The 20,962-nt window shown below is 36.6% G+C and carries 14 protein-coding genes; 5 read left to right on the forward strand and 9 right to left on the reverse strand.

All coding sequences use genetic code 11. The features are described 5' to 3' along the window. Positions 1-13 precede the first annotated feature (13 nt). From EO766_RS12780 to EO766_RS12815, 8 genes are read right to left on the reverse strand one after another with little or no spacing between them, the layout of a single operon-like run. Complete coding sequence (locus EO766_RS12780; RefSeq protein WP_218331790.1) at positions 14-289, reverse strand: family 43 glycosylhydrolase; 276 nt, start codon at positions 287-289, stop codon at positions 14-16. A gap of 11 nt (positions 290-300) precedes the next feature. Beyond that, positions 301-1,377, reverse strand: coding sequence for an endo-1,4-beta-xylanase (locus EO766_RS12785; RefSeq protein ID WP_074419022.1), 1,077 nt, complete (start codon positions 1,375-1,377; stop codon positions 301-303). 36 nt (positions 1,378-1,413) lie between these two features. After that, entirely contained in the window at positions 1,414-2,208 is a 795-nt protein-coding gene (locus tag EO766_RS12790; RefSeq protein ID WP_218331788.1) for a polysaccharide deacetylase family protein, read from the reverse strand. A gap of 8 nt (positions 2,209-2,216) precedes the next feature. After that, the gene (locus EO766_RS12795) at positions 2,217-4,163 is read right to left on the reverse strand and encodes a sialate O-acetylesterase (RefSeq protein WP_074419020.1); all 1,947 of its coding nucleotides are present in this window, start codon (positions 4,161-4,163) and stop codon (positions 2,217-2,219) included. A gap of 1 nt (position 4,164) precedes the next feature. After that, positions 4,165-6,747, reverse strand: coding sequence for a glycosyl hydrolase 115 family protein (locus EO766_RS12800; RefSeq protein ID WP_074419048.1), 2,583 nt, complete (start codon positions 6,745-6,747; stop codon positions 4,165-4,167). A gap of 19 nt (positions 6,748-6,766) precedes the next feature. Further along, positions 6,767-7,519 carry an SDR family NAD(P)-dependent oxidoreductase gene (locus EO766_RS12805; protein WP_074419019.1) on the reverse strand — a complete coding sequence of 251 codons (753 nt, stop codon included), beginning with the start codon at positions 7,517-7,519 and terminating at the stop codon, positions 6,767-6,769. 33 nt (positions 7,520-7,552) lie between these two features. Next, positions 7,553-8,605: a LacI family DNA-binding transcriptional regulator gene (locus tag EO766_RS12810; RefSeq protein ID WP_074419018.1), complete on the reverse strand. Its 1,053-nt coding sequence runs from the start codon at positions 8,603-8,605 to the stop codon at positions 7,553-7,555. 51 nt (positions 8,606-8,656) lie between these two features. Then, entirely contained in the window at positions 8,657-9,679 is a 1,023-nt protein-coding gene (locus EO766_RS12815; protein WP_074419017.1) for a LacI family DNA-binding transcriptional regulator, read from the reverse strand. A 173-nt stretch (positions 9,680-9,852) separates the two neighbouring features. Here EO766_RS12815 and EO766_RS12820 point away from each other — a divergent pair, with 173 nt between their 5' ends. The 5 genes from EO766_RS12820 (at position 9,853) to uxuA (ending at position 20,256) form a co-directional block, all read left to right on the forward strand. Next, the gene (locus EO766_RS12820; protein ID WP_074420121.1) at positions 9,853-12,039 is read left to right on the forward strand and encodes a glycoside hydrolase family 3 C-terminal domain-containing protein; all 2,187 of its coding nucleotides are present in this window, start codon (positions 9,853-9,855) and stop codon (positions 12,037-12,039) included. 125 nt (positions 12,040-12,164) lie between these two features. Next, positions 12,165-15,371 (forward strand): SusC/RagA family TonB-linked outer membrane protein, encoded by a 3,207-nt coding sequence (locus tag EO766_RS12825; protein WP_074420120.1) that lies wholly within the window; start codon positions 12,165-12,167, stop codon positions 15,369-15,371. A gap of 17 nt (positions 15,372-15,388) precedes the next feature. Further along, positions 15,389-17,170, forward strand: coding sequence for a RagB/SusD family nutrient uptake outer membrane protein (locus EO766_RS12830; RefSeq protein ID WP_074419267.1), 1,782 nt, complete (start codon positions 15,389-15,391; stop codon positions 17,168-17,170). A 26-nt stretch (positions 17,171-17,196) separates the two neighbouring features. Further along, a complete protein-coding gene (locus EO766_RS12835; RefSeq protein ID WP_074419266.1) occupies positions 17,197-18,831 on the forward strand; it encodes an endo-1,4-beta-xylanase in 1,635 nt (544 codons plus the stop codon). Between the two features lie 252 nt (positions 18,832-19,083). Further along, positions 19,084-20,256, forward strand: coding sequence for a mannonate dehydratase (gene uxuA / locus EO766_RS12840; RefSeq protein ID WP_081298652.1), 1,173 nt, complete (start codon positions 19,084-19,086; stop codon positions 20,254-20,256). A 22-nt stretch (positions 20,257-20,278) separates the two neighbouring features. Here the strand turns inward: uxuA and EO766_RS12845 are convergent, their stop codons facing one another. Next, a complete protein-coding gene (locus EO766_RS12845; protein ID WP_245634889.1) occupies positions 20,279-20,818 on the reverse strand; it encodes an acyl-CoA thioesterase in 540 nt (179 codons plus the stop codon). Between the last annotated feature and the right edge of the window lie 144 nt (positions 20,819-20,962).

Raw genomic sequence — 20,962 nt, forward strand, 5'->3', positions numbered from 1 at the left:
GCAAATAAACCCCTTAAACCCCTTCGTCATCTAATAAATTTAGTTGTTCTGGTCTGTTTAATGCAAAGCCAATTTGTTCCCAATGCAATAAATCGATACTATGAAAAATAGGTAACCTGGGAAAACAGGCAAAAGTAGAATTGGTGAGATAATAATCATTTTTTACTTTACAAATGCTGGGGTCAGGATAAAATTCGGCTAATATTGGATTTTGGTATTCTATGGTTGTTTGGTTAAAACCTGTTTCCCATAAATATAATCCTACAAGAAGTAGTAGCAGTTTTTTCATGTTTTCAGAAATTATTGTTTGAAGTTCACCACATCCCAATATGCTTTTTTGGGTTGATAGTTGGCATTGAATAATAAAGGATAATTCTTTCTTCCGGGAATTGGGTAGTGGTCTAACCAAGTGTATTTATCTGTCAAATTCCAAAACGTAATACCGGTTATGCTTTTTTTATTTTGCCGAAATAAATTAAAAGCCATTTTATATTGTTGTGCCTGTTTGTTCTCTAATGCAGCAGTGTATGTATCGATATCTGTATTGGTTTTTGTTCTGATATTTTTTTCCCAGTGGTAAATTGAAATATCCAGTTCTGTAATTTGCACCTGAAGCCCTAATGCTGTAAAACATTGAATGGTTGTTTGCAATGCAGTTTGCGTGGGTTCATAGATACTCCAATGTCCTTGCAGACCCACTGCCATTACCGGTACATGCAGGGCTTTGAGTTGTTTTAATAATTGAAACACTCTGGCTCTTTTTTCAGGTCGTTCTGTATTGTAATCATTATAAAATAAAATGGCATTGGGATCAGCTTCATGTGCATATTCAAATGCTTTTATAATATAATCCATACCACATATTTGGTACCATAATGAATTACGTAGTAAATGGGTACTGTTATCATCAATGGCTTCATTTACAACATCCCATGCATAAACCTTTCCTTTGTACCTTTTTACTACGGCAAAAATGTGGTCTTTTAATCTTTTTAAGAGTTCGGTTTTTGATACCAGATTTCCTTCATTATCCGTAAATATCCAATCAGGTGTTTGTTCATGCCAACACAAATTATGGCCTCTTACTTTTAAGTGGTGGCGTTGTGCAAAATCTACTATGGCATCTGCTTCTTTAAAATTATATTCATTTTCTTTAGGGTGGATGGACCCCATTTTCATGGCATTTTCCGGTGTTACACTATTGAATTGCGTTAAAATAAATGTTGTATCGCTACTCATGATGTTTTTGGCACTTACTGCCACCCCTATAGGAAAATAGTTTTTGTAATAGTCTTTTAAACCCAATTTGTTTTGTGCATCTGCATGCCATAAAATTCGGACTATAAAAGTAGTGAGAAGGAAAAGTTTTCTTTTCATGGTAAAGTTTTAATAAATAAAAATGTAGATGATTGTTTATTTTTTGTTTTGTTTTTCTTTGATGTAAGCAGCAACTGTTTTTAGCGGTGCAACCCAAATGCTATTTTCATGGGCTTTTAAATATTGTAATAATACATGATGCGCATCCAGCCTAACATTTAAACTATGCCCGCCACCAACCCCATGAAATAAAAATACCAATAAGGAATGGGTTTGTTCAGCCTGTTTAACCAACTCAATCATTGCTGCACCAGATTGCCCATTCATGATGTAGCAGCCTATGTTGTATATATTAATTTCGTTTATTTTTTGCATCATGGGTGTTACACCTCTGGCAGCAATAAAATTTTTATATAAGGGTGCTAAATAATCCGTATCATGTATTTTAGTATCACCACATGGGTAGGCAAAGGTTCGGGTTGTTGCACCATCTATAGCTTGTAAGAAATTATTCATGGCTATAATTTCATTATCCATTCTTCTTACAGTGTAGTTGGCTAAATCATAATCAGATTGTACAAAATTTCTTCCCGATAATCTGCTATCGCAAGGATGCCAGATGGTGTGGTTGCCAAGTTCGTGCCCCTCAGCTGCTACTTTTTTCCATTGCAGAAGCTGAGCATTCAAACCGTTGAAATAATCTGATATATAAAAAGTAGCTTTTAAATTCACTGAATCTAAAGCTGGAATTACATGACTAAGATCTATATTTAAACCATCATCATAAGTAAGTACAACTGCACATTTTTTTTGATTCCATGTAGTATCTGTTTGTGCAAAAAGGGCAGATAACGGAAATAAAAGTGCAATAAATAAATAATATAAATTCATTGTTTTCATTATTTATTATCTGTATCTGTTCTAAAGGGGGCAGCCGGTAATCCGTTCGCGTTATATAGGTTGGCGTCACGCGGATTATCTGCCCATGCATATCGAACATATACAGGGTGTTGAATATTTTTATTCCAAACCACAACTGTATTGTTTTCAATTTTTGCATTTGCCCAAACAAATTTTTTATCTGCTCCGGCAATTGCGAATTGGTTTAAAGACTCACCATCAATGGATATTAAACCATTCCCTACGTGATTAAAGCGGATGATGATGGAATCACTTTCTATTTTTGAAGATTGATATATTGGGCCGGAATAAACAATATTGTTTTCCTGATAAGCAATTTTTTCGGCAGCTAATGCTGAACGGATGCCCACTTCTTTTTTGTTGGAAGGATGAATGTCATTCCATTCTCCTAAATCAATTGTAACAGCCATTCCTGTATTTGGAACTGCTAATGTTTTTAATTGCGCTTCACGCAAAATAGCCCAATCACTTTCTGTAGGTTCATAATGAACTGCTCCATAATTGGGAAGTTGAATATAAATAAAGGGCAAATTCCCCTGCCTCCATTTATTACGCCAGTCTTGAATAAGTGTAGAGAATAGTCGAATATATAGTGCTGCATTTGAGATGTTGCTCTCACCCTGATACCACAATATTCCTTTGATAGTGTAATTTGTAATGGATGCAATCATTCCATTGTATAAAGCGGCAGGTTGATTTTGGATTGAAAAGTTATTGGAAAATATTTGATTACGAGGCAATGCTATGCCAACTTTAAATTGCCAGTCACCTTTTAAACCGATAGTATCATTTGCAGCGGCAATATAATATGGTTTATCCGGCACAAAACCACCTTTTCCATTTGTATTCGTAATTCTAATTACAATGGTATTATTACCTGGTTTTAAAATACCTGTAGGCAAATGATAGTAACGTTGTGGATATTGGTAAGCAGTTTTACCAACTAATATGCCATTGATGTATACTTCATCCGCATCTACTATTCTGCCTAATGCTAATTCAGCAGCAATGCCAGTGAAAGTATTGGGTATGTGTATGTTTTTTCTATACCATACCACACCATTTACATTACGGATACTTTGATCGTTCCAATATCCGGGCACATTCATGTTGTGCCATTCTTTAGGAATATAATTGGTATCATACCATTTTGGGCTTTCTGTTATTCCTCTATCATCTTCCAAAATGGTTTGTAAAGTTTTATTTGTTGCCAAAATTTTATTTATTTTTTTCTGTATATATTCGTTATTTCTGTTTTTTTGTATTAAATTTTGAATATCAGAAAAAGGTTTTAATCCTGCTTCACTGATCCAGGCTTCAATAGAAGTGCCGCCAACACTAGCATTAATAATGCCGATAGGAATATGATATTTTTCAAATAATTTTCTTGCAAAAAAATAGGCAACTGCTGAAAATTGCAGCAAATTTTGTCCGGTAGCAGAGTTCCATCTGCCTGAAGTAAAATTAGTATCAGGCTTTAATAAATTGGCAGTGGCAGGCACTATGAATTGCCTGATTTGTGGGAAATTGTCCTGCTTTATTTCATTGGCGTAAGTATAAAGATGTATGCCCAATTGATGTACCATATTTGACTGTCCGGCACATACCCAAACATCACCAATGAATATATCTTTCAATACAATGCGATTGCTACCTATTATATTCATGGAATAAGGGCCACCGGCCTGCATAGCCGGTAATGTAATTTCCCAATGCCCGTTCTTTCCGGTAATGGTGTTAAAATCTTTTGAAATAAATTGAATATGAACTGCTTCACCCGGCAATGCCCATCCCCATATTTTAGCAGGTACATTTCTTTGCAATATCATACTGTCACCAACCAATTTGGGTAATGTTACATTCCCTAATGCCGGTTGATGCATACACAGTATGAAGTATGAAAAAATGGGAATGAGGTATTTCATTTTAATTTTTTTTTGATTCTGGTGGTCCCAGATAACTTTCTTTTAAACCACCCAGATCAATCACTAATTTTTGAAGCACCACGGCTGTGTTAATTAATGTATAAGTTATTTTATGTAATCCGGGTTGTTGAAGATGGTGGCCGGTTGTTTTAATAATGATATTATCTGACACCCATTTGCCCCATTTTCTTGGATTATCATCATTTTTATTGATGGATATGATTTGAGGCGTTTCCTGATCAATTGCAATTGCATATTTTAGTCCTTCATCATGGTGGATGTTTAATGTGGGAGAGAAGTATGCATTTATTTTTATACTACCAGTGTCTGTTGCATAAAAATAATATACTAATGTAGTGGCATTGGTGCCTGTATTTTGTTGTTGTGCCGTTACTGGAAATGCAGTAATACCACCGTTTGTTCTACCGATATATGGAATTTTTTGCCAGTGCATACCATTACTTTGGGTTTGCTCTGAAAAATGTACTGCTTCTATTGACACATATCCATCTTGTTCCATGAAATAATTTTTATTTTTTGAAGCAATGCTATTGTTAAAAAATTTTGGATGAATTTGCTTTGTGTTTTTTTCTGATTGATGATGGGTACTATCCGAAAATGGTGTTAAATAAATTTCCGGCATTTTATTGACCGGCGGTTGTTGCCAGTAGGTATAGCCAATATGTGTTTGATCCATCATGTGATTCCATTTCCCATTGGATAGCTCGTGGTTGTAATAATTGGCCATCAACGAATCTTTTTTGAAAAAATAATGAACACTATCGCCATATAATTGTGCTATTTTACTGTTGTTTTGATTGGCATACCATCTGTTTTTTGCGGCTGCCAAATACATCTTATTCAAATTGGAGCTTGCTATTATCGGATATAATACTAATTGATAAAATGCATTCTGATATTTTTGTGGCAACAACTGATTAATTTTTGTTGCTTCATTTTCAATTTGAGTGTATTCATCTACAATTCTTTGGAACTCATGATAATGTATCAGACTATAAGTTTCCGGTGACAATAACTCCGGTTTTCTTCTGCTATTATATTGTGCATCTTTAATTAAGATGTCTGCAATTTTATTGGCATATTTTTTCCCAAATTGCTGTGTAGCCCATTGAACATGATATTGCAATATTTTATCTGCATCCCATTGGTGCGTATTCCATGCATAATCTAAAAAAAAGCTAATGGGTAATTCCATTGGTTTTATATCTCCAACGTTTACAATCCATATTTTTCTAACATGGTATTCATAGGCCAGATGCATTTGTTCCCAAACTCTTGCAATATTATTGGTATTAATCCATTTGTAATTTCTTGGGTCACCTACGTAATCAAAGTGGTAATAGATGCCATAACCTCCGGTTCTTCCTGTATCAGAAAGTTTTGGTAATCTTCTAATATTGCCCCAGTTGTCATCACACAATAATAATGTAACATCATCGGGTACACGCATGCCTTTATCATAATAATCTTGCACCTCTTTATACAATGCCCAAACTTGTGGCGTTTCTGCTGCAGGTAGATGTGTTACTTCTTCTATTATTTTTCTTTGACGTGCTACTATTTTTTCTAATAATGCAGTAGCAGTACCGGTCGTCATCGGTTCATCCCCATCACCACGCATACCAATGGTAACAATGCTTTCGTGATGATCCATATTCTCGATTCCTTTTTTCCAAAAAGAATCTAATACAGCCTGATTGGTTTGGTAATTCCATTCACCATGCCCATATCGTTTCCATTCCTGTTGTGCCCGCATCATTGGTTCGTGATGCGATGTGCCCATAACAATGCCGTATTTATTTGCTAAAATCGGGTTAAGGGTATCATCATTATTAAAAGCATTGCCCCACATAGCAGGCCATAAGTAATTTGCCTTTAAACGTAATAGCAATTCAAATATTTTTTCATACACATGGTGATTAACGCCGCCAAATTTTTCTTTTGCCCATCCTGAAAATGCAGGCGCTTCATCATTAATAAATATGCCTCGGTATTGTACGGTTGGAGATTTGAATGTGTGTATTCCATTTTTTATAAAAATATTTTTATGCTGTTCAATTGGAACGTCTGCCCACCAATACCATGGAGAAACTCCTGCTTGTTTCGAAAACTCAAATACTCCGTAAGCCGTTCCACGTTTATCGCTTCCGGTAATGATGAATGCTTTCGATACATTTTTAAAAGGTTTTTCAACTGTTTGTAACTGAAAAGCTTCCCATTGGCTATTAATGGCATCTACATTTATTTGATGAGATTCTTTTAAACTGTTGATAGTTGTTGAACCTTTTATGCTTCCAATTATGATTAAATTTTCCTGTGCATGTTGTAAATCATGTGTAAGTGCAATATTTCTGCCAATCACTTTTTCTAAATCAGATTGCAACAAAGCTGCTGATTTTTGCACCAGCCAGTCATCTGTATCATCGGTATAAATTGACAGGTTTTGTTTGGGGTCAGTTATATTCCAGGTATTTTCCTGTTTGTTGAAAACAATAAACGATTGAGCGAACATTGCATGCACACATCCGATGAATAAAACAATTGCTATTGTTTTTTTTATCATAGCATCATTCTTTTTGAGGTTAAAAGCCAATTGAATTGCCGCCATCAACAGGCAAAATGGTTCCGGTAATAAATTTTGCAGCATCTGATGATAGGAATAAAGCTGCCGCAGCAATATCTTCAGGCTTTCCTAAAACGCCAAGAGGTGTTCTTGAAAGTACCTTTTGCATTCTTTCTTTATCGTCATTTAGTGCTTTGGCGCTCATTTCAGTAGCTATAAATCCGGGTGCTATACAATTTACACGTATACCCATTGGCGAAAGCTCTACTGCCATTGCTTTTGTCATGCCTTCAATAGCAGCTTTAGATGCGGTATAAGCAATTACTTTTGGAATGCCATATTGCGAAGCCATTGAACTAATGTTGATAATATTGCCATTTTTTTCAGACCGCATATGTTTAACCACCGCTTTAGAGAGTGCAAATACCGCTGTTACGTTTGTTGATAGTATATTTTCAAATTCTTGGTGCGTAACTAATATAAAATCTTTTTTTAAATTAATTCCTGCATTATTTACCAACGTATGAATGGGGCCATATTCCATTATTAGTGAATCTGTTAATTCCGAAATTTTTTCAAACTCTGTCAGATTAAATGCTATGGGAATACATAATTCGCCTAGTTTTTCTTTAGTTGCTTGCAATTTTTTTACATCTCTGCCAATAATAATGGTTCGTATGCCATTTTGAATGAACAATTCAGTAATTGCTAATCCTATTCCGGAGCCACCACCGGTAACGATAGCTGTTTTTAAAGGTTTGTTATTAGTCATGCTAATTAAATTATTTTTTAGTGTGTTCTTTATTTAGGTTCCGGCAATACTAAGTGGGGTATGTTTTTTAAGAGAAGATTCCCGTATAATTAAATCAGAACGGATAATAATTGTATTGGTGAGCTGCAGGTTTTGTTCGCCTTTTAAATGAGCAACCAGTTGCCTGGCGGCTATTTCACCCATTTCAATACCCGGATAATTAAATGTAGTAATTTTTGGCTCAATCAACTTACTAATGGCATCATTGTTAAAACCTACTATGGCAATATCGTCTGGAACTACAATGCCATTTTCTTTTAATGTTTGAATAAAGACAGCTGCAGTAAAATCATTTGTAATGAAAACACCATCCGGAATTTGTGTACATTGTAATAATTGATATGCTGCATTACGGGCAGCTTCCTCGCTCAGGTCATTAATAATAACTTGTTTTTTTTCAAAAGGTAAATTATGTTCAGATAGGGCTTTTTTGTAACCCTGATATCGTTGTGCATACACATTTCTGTTTAAGCTTGCAGTTATGTGTGCTATGCGTTTGCAGCCCTGATCAATTAAATGTTTGGTTGCCTGATATCCACATTTAAAATTATCAATTACTACAACAGTGCTATTATCGGTTGGTTCAACCCGATCGAAAAACACTATCGGAATGCCTTTTTTATGAAAAGGTTGGTAATGATCGAGATTTTTTGTGTCGAATGCTAATGATGCAATTAATCCATCTACGCGTTTATGAAATAAGTTAACGGCATTAGCGGCTTCTTTTGTATAGCTTTCTGATGAGTGTGCAATAATAATATCATAACCGGCTTCTGAAGTTACCTTTTCAATTCCTGCTAAAACGGAAGTAATAAAATTACTGTTTAATTCATGCACAATTACCCCGATGGTACTGGTTGATTTTTTACGAAGACTGCCTGCAAAAGTGTTGTATTGATAGCCAATTTCTCTGGCAGTTTTGAATACTTTTTTTTTGGTAAGCTTGTTTACAGCCGGATGGTCTTGTAAAGCTCTGCTTACAGTTGATGTAGAAATGTTCAACTGCCTGGCAATATCATATATGGTAACATCTTTTTTTGGGGTCATAATTGCAATCGGTTGCGTAAAGTTCTGTATTTTGAACCAATTGACAAATTTTTATTTTTTTGAAGATGCTCTTATAATGAGTTCGGATCTTAGAATAACAATATTTGTTGTGCTGATATCGGCTATGCCTTTAAGGTGATTGATGAGGTTAGTGGCCGCAATTTGCCCCATAGCATAGCCCGGGTAATTAATAGTAGTTAAATTGGGTTCTACTACTTTGCTGATGGGGTCGTTGTTAAATCCGGCAAACAAAATGTCGGTAGGAATTTTATAGCCATGTTGTTTTAAATACAACATACAATAAGTGGCACAGGTATCGTTTGCGGCAAATACTGCGTCTGGTTTTTGAGTAAGCGAACAAATGTATTTTCCTGCTTCTGTACCTGCTTCATCGCTTAAATTGCTGAATTGTATCAGATTTTCGTGAACAGGTAGGCCTGCTTTTTTTAAAGCTGCTTTATAGCCGGCTAAACGGTCGGCATATACGTTGCGGGTAATATTTCCTCCCAAATGCATAATGCGTTTGCAACCCTGCTCAATCAAATGCGTAGTTATTTCAAATGCTGCTTTAAAATTATCGATCGAAATGCCCATGCAGTCAGATGTAGCCATTGTCCTATCAAAGTAAATGATTGGAATTTTTTTCTGTAGAAAAGCGTTGAAGTGGTCTACGTTATTTGTATCTGATGCTAATGAAACCAGCACCCCGTCTACGCGGCTGTTGAACATGGTAATGGCGTTTGCAGCTTCTTTTTCGGTACTTTCCAGCGACTGACTGATGATAAGGTTATAGCCTTCTTCATTGGCAATACTTTCAATGCCTGCAATTACCGTTGACATAAAGTAGCTGTTCAAACGGGGTATAATTACACCGATAGTTTTGGTTTGTCGTGTCCGCAAATTACTGGCAAACATATTACTGCGGTACCCTAATGTTTTTGCGGCTTCTATAATTTTTTTCTTTGTTTTTTTGTTGATGGCAGGATGGTCTTTTAATCCGCGGCTTATAGTTGCCGCCGATAAGTTTAAATACCGTGCTATATCGTATATAGTAACTTCTTTTTCAGGAGCCATGTTCAATAATGTATAATTAGTAAGCGGTACAAAGTAATTCTAATTTTTTTTAAAATTTTTTTGCAATCGGTTGCATTTTTTAAAATTCTTTTCTATATTCGTTTTGTCAAACGAATGCTTTTATAAAATTATGACCTGTTAAAAGGTTTGCTGTTACCTAAAATGCTTGCTTTATGAAAAGGTTTAGTTATCAATTAACCTACTTCTTTTTGTTGCTGCAAATTCATTTTGCTATAGCCCAATCTGCATCTTATTTAAATCCAGCTCTTCCTATACCTGTCAGGGTAAATGATCTTATCAGTCGCTTAACGCTTGAAGAAAAGGTAAGTCAGATGATGAATAACAGCCCTGCTATTCCACGGTTAAACATACCTTCTTATAATTGGTGGAATGAATCATTGCACGGCGTTGCCAGGTCTAGTGTTGCAACGGTATTTCCGCAAGCAATTGGTTTAGCTGCTACTTTTAATGATAGCCTTGCTTTTGCAGAGGCTACAGCCATTTCCGATGAAGCAAGGGCTATGTATACTGCATCTGTAAAACGTGGTATTTATGAACAATATGCTGGTTTAACTTTTTGGACACCTAATATCAATATTTTCAGGGATCCACGTTGGGGAAGAGGGCAGGAAACTTATGGAGAAGATCCAATGTTAACTGCAAAGATTGGCGTTGCTTTTGTAAAAGGACTGCAAGGCAATAATCCCAATTATTTAAAAGTAGCTGCCTGTGCAAAACATTTTGCGGTACATAGTGGGCCGGAGCGATTGCGTCACTCCTTTAATGCGGTTGCTTCTATAAAAGATTTAAGAGAAACCTATTTGCCTGCTTTTAAAGCTTTGGTAAAAGATGCACATGTTGAGGCTGTTATGTGTGCATACAATAGTACGAATGATGAGCCCTGTTGCACAAATACTTTTTTGTTGGATGATATATTAAGAAAGGAATGGAATTTTAAAGGGCATGTTGTTTCTGATTGTGGTGCAATTAGTGATATTTATGAAGGCCATAAGTATGTAAAAACTGCAGCAGAGGCGGTTGCCCTTTCTGTTGAAAAAGGTGTGAGTTTGGATTGCGGTGTTGAATATCCTGCCTTGATTGATGCGGTACACCAACATTTAATCAATGAATCAACAATTGATAGCGCACTAGCAGAACTGTTAGCTACTCGTTTTAAACTGGGCATGTTTGATGACGCAAATGCCAATCCGTATAACAAGATATCGGAGTCAGTTATTAATAGCTCTGCTCATCGTTCATTAGCCAAAGAAGTTGCCTTACAGTCTGTTGTATTACTAAAAAATGATGGTGTACTTCCTCTAAAAAATAATTTACCGAGATATTTTATTACAGGTCCAAACGCATCGAACGTTGATGTGTTATTAGGAAACTATTATGGCGTAAATAACCGGTTGGTTACGTTTTTAGAAGGTTTTGCTAATCATATTGCAACGGGTAGTCAGTTGCAATATAAAATGGGATGTTTATTAGACAGGCCATCTGCGAATCCAATTGATTGGACTACCGGTGATGCTAAAAATTCTGATGTAACCATTGCTGTATTAGGTATTTCAGGATTATTGGAAGGCGAAGAAGGCGAATCAATTGCTTCTTCAACCTATGGAGATCGTTTAAATTATAATATTCCACAAAATCAAATTGATTTTCTAAAAAAGTTAAGAGAGGGGAATAAGAAACCAATCATTGTTATTATTACAGGTGGTAGTCCAATGAATTTGTCAGAAGTGCATCAATTGGCAGATGCGGTTTTATTGGCCTGGTATCCGGGTGAAGAAGGGGGTAATGCAGTAGCTGATATTATTTTTGGAAAATCTTCACCATCAGGAAAATTACCTGTTACATTTCCTATGTCTTATGATCAATTACCGCCTTATGATGATTACAGTATGCAGGGCCGTACATATCGCTTTATGAAGTCAACACCCATGTATCCATTTGGTTTTGGATTGAGTTACACTCATTTTTCATATAACAAGCCGGTTGTTAGTAAATCAAATATTCAAGCAAAAGACAGTATTCAATTTACTGTTACAGTTCAAAATACCGGCAAATATGATGGTTCTGAAGTGGTGCAATTATATGTTCAACATAAAGATGCACCTGCGGATGCGCCGGTTTATGCTCTAAAAGCATTCAAAAAAATTAATCTTCGTGCTGGTGCATCTCAAAAAGTTTCATTTATCATAAGCCCGGATATGTTGGAATTGGTAAATGAGAAAGGTGAATCATATTTACCGAAAGGAACCATTGATATTTATGCAGGAGGCTCCTTGCCGGATAAACGAAGCATTGAACTAGGTGCTTCTAAACCAGCATCTCTTTCTATAATATCAAATTAAATTTTATTTCATTATTAACTAATTTAATTATGCCATATAATTTCAATTCGAGCTAATAATTTAAAAAAATAATTAAACTGAACCACTCAGTAAAGAGAAATAAATAAATACCAAAACAAATAATTATGAAAAAAATGATTGCTCAAAAAATGAAGCAACTGCCAGGCAGGTTAATACGGCAGTTTCATTTCTCATTTTCATTAGCCATATTCTCAACTTTTTTATTGATTGTTTCCACTCAGCTACTTTATGCTCAAAATAATGAGTCAAGAAAAATTGTGAAAGGGGTTGTAGTAAATGAAAAGAATGAACCGGTTGTAGGTGCCTCTGTTACTGTTCAGGGATTAAAAGTTGGCACTACTACAAATGAACGGGGTGCATTTTCACTTTCTGTTCCTGAAAAGTCAACTTTAGTAATAAGTTATGTTGGTTATCAAAACAAGTTTATTGATATCAATAAAAATACATCTGATATTTCTATTCAATTGCAATCTGCCAATAATGATTTAGATCAGGTGGTAGTAGTTGGTTATGGAACACAACGTAAGCGTGATGTTACCGGATCTGTATCTTCTGTAAATGAACAGACTTTAAGGGATGTACCGGTTGCCAATATGCAACAAGCCTTACAAGGTAAAGCAGCGGGTTTAGAAATACAGACAGTAGGAACCAAGCCAGGTTCAGGTGCGCAAATCCGTATCCGTGGTACAAGGTCAATCAGTGGTTCGAATGATCCGTTATTGGTATTAGATGGTATTCCTTATGATGGTAGTTTAAATGATATTAATCCCGATGATGTTGCTTCGGTAGAAATATTGAAAGATGCTTCGGCTACGGCCATTTATGGATCAAGGGGTGCAAACGGAGTATTGTTGGTTACTACCAAACGTGGAAAAGCAGGCGCTACCAGAGTTTCCTACAGTGGCTATTATGGTATTGGAACCGTATCTAATAAATATCCGGTATTTAATGCCGCCGAATATCAGGCTATGCGCAACATCTCTCCATGGAATCAGGGTTATGAGCCGGAAGAACTGGCATATATGGCTTCGGGTAAATCTACTGACTGGCAGAATCTGATGTATCAAAATTCTCATAAAACGGATCAAAATATTACTGTATCAGGCGGAACGGCTAACGGTAGTACATTCTCGCTCGGTGGTGGTTATTATAACGAAACTGCATTATTACCCGGACAGGATTTTACCCGTTATTCTGTTAGAGCAACCATCGACTCAAAAGTAGGTAATAAAATAAAAATTGGTTTAAATACCATGAACAGTGTGGGTGTTACCAACGGTTCTCAATTTGTGAATCCCATGTTCCCTATATTAGCTTTAAGCCCTTTAATGCCGGCTTATGATAGCACCGGAAAAATAATTACTGCACCTAATGGCAATAATGATGACAGACAAATTCAATACAGCCCCTTGTTGCTTAATCACAATAACAATAGCTGGGTTGACAGAGTAAGAAGATTAAGAACTTTTAATAGTTTGTATGCTGAATATCAGATCATGCCCGGTTTAAAATACCGTGCCAATATTGGTTTAAATTATACACAGGAAGAAGATGATCAGTTTCAGGCATCAGATGATCCCACTGGCATCAATCCCAGTTATTTCCGACCTCAAAAAGGGAATACTGCTTATGTAAACAATGCCGAAGCCTGGGGTTATACTGTTGAAAATATATTAACCTATGATAAATCAATCAAAAAACATCGTTTAAATTTTACAGGTCTGTATAGTATTCAGGAGTACCACACACATAATACTTCTGTAAGCAAAGATTCAATTACCGATAATTTTTCTCAATTCTATGCTTTAGGCCTGTCAAATCCTACACCTGCACCTGCAGTAGGCGGAGGTGAGCAGTCATGGGCACTGATATCTTACATGGGGCGTTTAAATTATAATTATGATAATCGGTATATGCTAACGCTCACCGGTAGGATAGATGGTTCTTCAAGATTAGCCAACGGGCATAAATGGCATCAGTATCCTGCGGTTTCTGCAGGTTGGAATTTGAATAATGAACAATTTTTTAGAAACAGCAAATTTTTATCCAATAACTTTTCTAATTTAAAATTAAGGGCAGGCTTTGGGCAAACCTCTAATCAGTCCATTAATCCATATTCATCATTAGGACTGGTTTCTAATAATAATGGTTTGGCAAGTCCGGGAAATGTAATTCGCTATAATTATGGCCCAACTGTTGTAACAGGTTACAATGTTTCTGCATTACCAAACCCAAACCTAGACTGGGAATATACCAAAACTGTTAATGTAGGTATTGATTTCGGAATTTTGAAAAACAGAATTACCGGTTCAATAGAATATTATCATCAGCATACCGATAAAATTTTGTACAGTGTGGTGTTGCCTCCAACTTCAGGTGTTTCAGGAAATTATACAACCAATGTAGGATCTATGCAAAATCAGGGTATGGAATTTACCGTCTCTACCATCAATATTCAAAACAGGCATGGGTTTAGCTGGACAACTGATTTGAATTTGTTCTTCAATCAGAACAAGCTGCTTAGCTTAAGTAGTGGAATAGCACAGGATATTGCCAATCAGTTATTTGTTGGTTATTCCATGACAGCAATTTATGATTATAAAAAGTTGGGAATCTGGCAGAAAAATGAAGCTGCACAAGCTGCGCAATATGGTTCTGTTCCCGGTCAAATTAAGTTAGAAGACCATAGCGGTCCGGGCGGAAAACCGGATGGTAAAATTGATGCGAATAATGACAGATATGTGATTGGTAATGGTGATGCGAAATTACAAGGCGGTATGACCAATCGGTTTGCCTATAAAAATTTCGATTTGTCGATTGTAGCGTACGCACGATTTGGCGGGTTATTGGTGAGTCAGATTCATCAGCCTGTTGCTTCTTATTTAACGGTAATGGATGGTAAAAGAAATGGTATTAAAGTAGATTACTGGACACCAACCAGCCCAACCAACTGGTTTCCCGAGCCATCAACATCCATCAGTCCAATTAGTACTGCGTGGACAACACTCGGTTATTACAATGCTTCTTTTGTTCAAATTAGAAGCATCAATCTGGGATATAGCTTTAGAGATCGCATGCTGAAAAGAGTTAATGCACAGTCAATTCGCTTGTATTTCACAGTAGATAATGTTGGTTTTCTTTTCTCTCCCTATAAAAACCAAACCGGTATTGACCCGATTGGTACCAATGTAGGTAATGCAGGTGTGGGAAATCCGGGAAATTTAAGAAGTGGTAATAATGGCATGGTTACCATTAATGCCAGTACACCACTTCCCAGAAATTTTATTGTAGGTGCCAATATTAGCTTTTAATATTTAAAATAATATATATGAAATCATTGTATAAAATTTCAGTCATACCAGCTGCTTTGGTTGCTATGTTAAGTGTTGGGTGTAGTAAAAAGTTACAAGAGCACCCTTACACAGTTTTTACGGTAGATTATTTTAAAACACCTACCGGATTACAAAGTGCTGTTAATGCTTTATACTCCGGTATGCGCTTTAATTACGGCCCAGAAGGTGCAGTAGGTATTACCTGTGACGGAACAGATGAATGGACCTATGCAGACCAGCCAAGAACCGGTGCCGGTGGTACTGCTGATTATTTAACGTTAGGTAATTATACGTTAGATGCTTCTAACGGCGCCATATTGACGCCTTGGAACAGAAATTACTCCAATATTAATTTAGCCAATGCAGTGGTTGATTTAGCCCCAACTGTAAACATGGATACCACCATTCGTAATGGAATTGTTGCCCAGGCGCGTTTTCTCCGTGGGTTATACTATTTGTTATTGGTTGAACAATTTGGTGCAGTACCTACTGATTTAGGTGCAGGCGATTTGCATTTTAACGCAACTCCATATCAAGGTTTTAATCGCTTACCTACCACCGATTTGCTGGTAAAAGATTATCAGGCTATGATTAATGATTTTACCTATGCTACACAGTACTTGCCCGACCAGCGCCCGGCCAATACATTCAAACTTTCAAAAGCGGCAGCTTATTTAATGCTGGCACGAACCTATATTTTTAGAGCATACTCTGCCGCAAAACAAAGTTCTGATTTTGCAAATGCTTATAATGCCGCAATGGAAGTAATTAATAATCAGGCTAAGTACGGAACATCTTTACTGCAAAATTTTGCTGATGTGAATAGAGAAGGGAATGAATATAATCCGGAAATTTTATACTCTGTTGAAAGGATTCCGGGTGATAATAACGATAATGAAGTAGGTAATCCATCAGGCATTGGAGGCGGTAAAGGTGTAGATGCAAGCAATGATTTTACTCCCGATTATACTACGGTTAAATCACCTAAGGCAAATTCATCTACTGCGCCATGTGCAACAAGAACTGTATTATATGGCAGGCCAATTAGAAGGTTTTGCCCTACAGCATGGTTATATAATGTTGCTTTTGCTGATAAATTGAATGATAGCAGATATGATGGCAGCTTTAGAACGGTATGGCTGGCAACCCAGGCAGGTGGCGGTTTTAATGTAGGTGATACCGCTTTTGTTTTGGCATATACCAATGCAATGGCCGATTCTATGAATGCCATTCCAAAACCTTACAGGGTAATTGCTCCGAGAGAGTTTTATATTATTGGAGGTACCACCACCCAAAATATTTATCCTTCTTTACGCAAATATGAAGACAGTAAAAAAATGCAGGCCAATGATGAGGGCGGACGCCCATTTCCTGTTGCAAAATTATCTGAATTGTATTTATTGGCTGCTGAGGCTGCTTTTCAAACCGGAAAGGTTAATCAGGCAGTTACACTTATCAATGTAATTCGGGAGAGAGCTGCTTACAGGCCCGGTTTATCTGCATCCGACTTATCAGCCCGTGTAGTTGCAATGGATATCAATGCATCGCAGGTAACACTTGATTTTATTTTAGATGAAAGAACCAGAGAATTATGCGGCGAAAGCCTAAGATGGCCCGATCTGGCCATGCGCGGTAAATTGGTGCAGCGTGTACAATTGTATAATCCGGATGGTGCCGCAAATATTCAACCATTTCATACACTCAGGCCTATTCCCCAAAGTCAGTTGAATGCTACTGCTGATGCAAATAGGGCACAATATCAAAATCCGGGGTATTAATTTTTTTTAATAAGAAAACAAATTATATGAAAAAAGTATTGCTTTATATAGCCTTGCCGATTTGCTGTTATGCAGGATTATCTTCCTGCAAAAAGGTTCCGGTAAATAATATTATGAATCCGGGCAATTATTCAGATACATTCGGATTGATTAAAACAGCAGCCACAGCAGATGGTTTTCCGTTTGGGTTGGCAATTGATTACACCCCTATGTTGAATAATCCGGTTTATGCCGGAACAGTTACCCGGGAAGCAAATAGTGTAACGTTTGGTTATCAAATGAAGCATGGCGCTATTGTTCAAAATGATGGTAGTTTAAATTATACCAATACAGATGCACTGGTGAATGCATGTGTAAATGCAGGTTTACAAATTTATGGACATACTTTAGGCTGGCATCAAAACCAAAACGCTACTTACTTAAAAAGTTATGCTGGTATTACAATTCCTGCAGCAACTGAATTACTGGCGAATCCCGGTTTTGAGTTGGGTAATGCAACTTCTTTTAGTAACTGGTCAACTTATAATGCATCTAACGGTGCTACCATTTCTGTAACAACAACCCCGAGTCAAGTGCATAGTGGCACACGTGCAATGATGGTGGTTAATCCTGTTGCCAACCCCGGTAGTCAATGGAAAGTTCAGGTAGCCAGTGATTTGTTTAATACAACGGTTGGTCATCAATATACCGTTTCTTATTGGGTATATGCAGCAGCTGCGGGTGGTTCTATCCGTCTTTCTACCCAAACCAGTGGCGGTGGTTCTGCCCAATATCAGGGAGATCAGACCATTGGCACAAGCTGGCAATTAATTACCTGGACAATCACTGCAAACTCACCTCAAACCAGAATTTTGTTTGACATGGGGCAAGCCGCTAATACCTATTATATTGATAATGCCAGTGTAAAGCAGGTAATAGCAGCGCCATCAGGCTCGCAAATTGCGGTGAAGTTAGATTCGGCACTCAATAATTTTATTACCAATACAGTTACCCGATATAAAGGAGTGGTAAAAGACTGGGATGTTATCAATGAATTATTTGCCGATAATGGTACATTGCGCAATAACAGTAATACTTCCATAACAGGATCGGATGTTTTGGTTTGGTCAAATTATATGGGAAATACTTATCCCCTGCATGCATTTCAGTATGCACAAGCGGCAGATCCTAATGCATTATTGTTCATAAACGATTATGGTTTAGAATCTAATTCAGTAAAATTAGATTCGTTGATTTCGTATGTTAAATTTTTAAAAGCAAATGGTGCAAAAGTAGATGGCATTGGAACACAAATGCATATTGCCTGGAATACCAGTTATGCAGGTATTGATGCTATGTTCCAAAAACTGGCAGCTACCGGCTTATTGATTAGAATTTCAGAATTAGATGTTCGTATTAATCCGAATGATAAAACCGGATTTATGCCAACCTCACTATTTTATGGCTATCAGGCAGATATGTATAATTATGTTGTAAACTCTTATTTAAAATATATTCCCAAAGCGCAACGCTATGGCATTACAGTTTGGGGCGTTGATGATCCTGAAAGTTGGATTATCACATCTCAGAAAAAAGTTGATAACCCATTATTATTTGATGCCAATTTTGCAAGAAAACCTGCATATAGTGGATTTTTAAATGCACTTAAAGCACAACAATAATAATTCATGCAAATGATTTAACCGTGCATATATTAAGTAAGATAAGTTAACATGGCAACAAACCCCCTTTGCCTGTTAGCTTATCTTTTACTTACAAACAATATTCAATAAAACAAATAGTAGTTGAATTGTCTCCCCCAAAAATTTTGTGTACAAAACTCCTTATCGCTTTATCTTTATGCATAAGTAGTCGTTTAGTAACTGCCGGTGATTCTTCATCGGCATATTTTATAAAATAATTCCTGTTCATCTATGAATCAACAATATTTCATGCAACAAACCATGCGTTGGTTTGGTCCAACTGACCCTGTAAGTTTACAAGATATCAAACAAGCCGGCTGTAGCGGTGTAGTAACGGCACTGCATCATATTCCGGTAGGTGATGTTTGGTCTGTTGATGCCATTCTGGAAAGAAAAAAGATGATTGAGGCTGTTGGCCTTAAATGGACTGTTGTAGAAAGTTTGCCCGTGCATGAGGCTGTCAAAAAACAGAAAGGAAATTTCGAAGTATACATTACTAATTATAAAAAAAGCCTTGAAAACCTTTCTCAATGTGGCTTAGAGGTAATTACCTATAATTTCATGCCCATATTAGACTGGATGCGCACAAATGTAAATTATACCATGCCCGATGGCAGTAAAGCCTTGTATTTTGACCGACTGACTTTTATTGCATTTGATTTATTTATGTTGCAAAGGCCCGGTGCAGCAGCAGAATATACAGCTATTGAAAAAGAAAATGCATGGCACACATTTCAATCAATGAATGAGGAAGAAAAAAAAACACTTTTTAATAATGCCCTCCTTGGGTTGCCCGGAAGTGAGGAAAGGTTTACACCCAAACAAATTTTAAAAGCACTTCAGGAATATAAAGCGATTGACGCTTTAAAATTAAAGCAAAATTTATTTTACTTTTTGCAGCAAATTGTTCCGGTTGCCGAATCGACAGGTTTAAAATTGGCTATTCATCCTGATGATCCACCTTACCCGATGCTTGGTTTGCCCAGAATAGTAAGCACTGAAGCCGATGTGGCAGATTTACTGACAGCAGCACCCTCATCTGCCAATGGTATTTGTTTCTGTACCGGATCATTTGGTGTAAGGGCTGATAATGATTTATTAGCCATGATTGAGCGTTTTGCAGGTCATATCCATTTTATTCATCTCCGCAGCACAAAACGAGATGCGGATGGTAATTTTTATGAAGCCAATCATTTAGAAGGAGATGTAGATATGTATGCTGTTGTAAAAGCATTGTGGCAAGTTATGCAACAGCGAAAAATAAGTATACCGATGCGTCCTGATCATGGGCATCAAATGTTGGATGATTTGAAAAAGAAAACTTATCCCGGTTATTCAGCCATAGGGCGTTTACGAGGTTTGGCGGAATTAAGAGGATTAGAGTTGGCTATATCGCGCAGCTAAATATCATATTGTTTTCAAACAATTACAAAAGCATAAAATTTTCTGTTTTTGGCATTGCTAAAAATTTTTGAAGAAAAATTTCAGGTGGTTCGGTTAATTTACGTGCTTTCGTATCCATCCAGGCACCATCTATATTAATAATGGCATGTAAAGTTCCATTTTTATTTAGTAATTCATGTTGTAAACTCCAACGGGTACCACTTGCTGTTGCTGAACGCATACTCACATTTACATAAATCACATCATTAAAATGAATTTCTTTTTTAAAAATGGCTTCCTCTCTAAAAAGAATAGGACCAAGATGGTGTTGCAAAAGTAATTGTGGCGTTAAACCGGTTTCGTTCAAATAGCAAATTCTTACATAAGCACCCCAATCATAATAAACACTATGTCTTACATGAAAATTGGGATCCAGATCACTCCAACGGATTGTAACATTTTTAAAAAAGCCCTCCATATTTTTTTTATCAAAATAACATATTTCATTGAACTGGAAAAATAAATGTAAGTAGTGGTATAGTTGAATGGATGCTAAAAAGATAGAAGCAGGTTTCGTTGTCATGTGCATTACCAACTCCATCGTTATCGGGAACGTTTGCGTAAAAAAATAATTGTTAATGCTATGCCAACACGAAATATCTAATTAGCATTGAAGTACCAAATGCTTTAAACGATTGCTAAATAAGGGTTATAAATACCCGGCTTT

This window comes from Hydrotalea sp. AMD, from assembly GCF_004100315.1.
In the GTDB taxonomy this organism is placed as follows: domain Bacteria; phylum Bacteroidota; class Bacteroidia; order Chitinophagales; family Chitinophagaceae; genus Hydrotalea; species Hydrotalea flava.

Excerpts from the sequence above, each read along its gene's own strand:
- EO766_RS12830 (WP_074419267.1), top strand. The coding sequence starts at position 15,389 with ATGAAATCATTGTATAAAATTTCAGTCATACCAGCTGCTTTGGTTGCT.
- EO766_RS12785 (WP_074419022.1), bottom strand. The coding sequence starts at position 1,377 with ATGAAAAGAAAACTTTTCCTTCTCACTACTTTTATAGTCCGAATTTTA.
- EO766_RS12800 (WP_074419048.1), bottom strand. The coding sequence starts at position 6,747 with ATGATAAAAAAAACAATAGCAATTGTTTTATTCATCGGATGTGTGCAT.
- uxuA (WP_081298652.1), top strand. The coding sequence starts at position 19,084 with ATGAATCAACAATATTTCATGCAACAAACCATGCGTTGGTTTGGTCCA.
- EO766_RS12805 (WP_074419019.1), bottom strand. The coding sequence starts at position 7,519 with ATGACTAATAACAAACCTTTAAAAACAGCTATCGTTACCGGTGGTGGC.
- EO766_RS12815 (WP_074419017.1), bottom strand. The coding sequence starts at position 9,679 with ATGGCTCCTGAAAAAGAAGTTACTATATACGATATAGCACGGTATTTA.
- EO766_RS12825 (WP_074420120.1), top strand. The coding sequence starts at position 12,165 with ATGAAAAAAATGATTGCTCAAAAAATGAAGCAACTGCCAGGCAGGTTA.
- EO766_RS12795 (WP_074419020.1), bottom strand. The coding sequence starts at position 4,163 with ATGAAATACCTCATTCCCATTTTTTCATACTTCATACTGTGTATGCAT.
- EO766_RS12810 (WP_074419018.1), bottom strand. The coding sequence starts at position 8,605 with ATGACCCCAAAAAAAGATGTTACCATATATGATATTGCCAGGCAGTTG.
- EO766_RS12845 (WP_245634889.1), bottom strand. The coding sequence starts at position 20,818 with ATGACAACGAAACCTGCTTCTATCTTTTTAGCATCCATTCAACTATAC.
- EO766_RS12780 (WP_218331790.1), bottom strand. The coding sequence starts at position 289 with ATGAAAAAACTGCTACTACTTCTTGTAGGATTATATTTATGGGAAACA.
- EO766_RS12820 (WP_074420121.1), top strand. The coding sequence starts at position 9,853 with ATGAAAAGGTTTAGTTATCAATTAACCTACTTCTTTTTGTTGCTGCAA.
- EO766_RS12790 (WP_218331788.1), bottom strand. The coding sequence starts at position 2,208 with ATGAATTTATATTATTTATTTATTGCACTTTTATTTCCGTTATCTGCC.
- EO766_RS12835 (WP_074419266.1), top strand. The coding sequence starts at position 17,197 with ATGAAAAAAGTATTGCTTTATATAGCCTTGCCGATTTGCTGTTATGCA.